The 547-nt window shown below is 62.0% G+C and carries 2 pseudogenes; one reads left to right on the top strand and one right to left on the bottom strand.

Annotation, left to right across the window (positions count from 1 at the left end):
• Positions 1-75: 75 nt before the first annotated feature.
• Positions 76-270, top strand: a pseudogene (locus BPODLACK_RS23170) (integrase core domain-containing protein); the annotation flags it as partial.
• 64 nt (positions 271-334) lie between these two features.
• On the opposite strand, the pseudogene BPODLACK_RS23165 reads toward BPODLACK_RS23170, so the two are convergent.
• Positions 335-469, bottom strand: a pseudogene (locus BPODLACK_RS23165) (ATP-binding protein); the annotation flags it as partial.
• Between the last annotated feature and the right edge of the window lie 78 nt (positions 470-547).

Genomic DNA, 547 nt, shown 5'->3' with positions numbered 1-547 from the left:
GTCGACTACGAGAACACCGCAGTCACCGAGCCCGAAGCCGCATAGAGGAGTCCTCCACGATTCCGGGGGAACCACAGACACACGCGGCCGTTGCCGGTTGAGGTGCTCTTCGAGCGGACGTGTCGCGAGTACGGCATCACCGCGCGGTTGACCAAACGCCGGTCACCGACCACGACCGGCAAAATCGAACGATTCCATCGCACATTGCGCCGGGAGCTTCTCGACGAGACTGGCGCCTTCGACACCATCGAGACCGCGCAAACGGCTATCTGTCAACGGCGGCCGAAAACTGACCCCTTATCGACGGTTGAAATTTGACCCCCTTTTGGTGTGGTTACTGGTCGGCGTTGACGAGTTGTCGTCGGGTCTTGGTGCGGTAGGAGTCGCCGTCGATGGTGATGACCTCGGCGTGGTGGACGAGGCGGTCGATGAGTGCGGCGGCAACGACATCGTCGGCGAAGACTTCGCCCCTGTGGTTCCCCCGGAATCGTGGAGGACTCCTCTATGCGGCTTCGGGCTCGGTGACTGCGGTGTTCTCGTAGTCGAC

Source organism: Gordonia sp. YY1 (genome assembly GCF_009872315.1).
GTDB lineage: Bacteria > Actinomycetota > Actinomycetes > Mycobacteriales > Mycobacteriaceae > Gordonia > Gordonia amicalis.
This window is presented reverse-complemented; position numbering and strand designations above follow the sequence as displayed.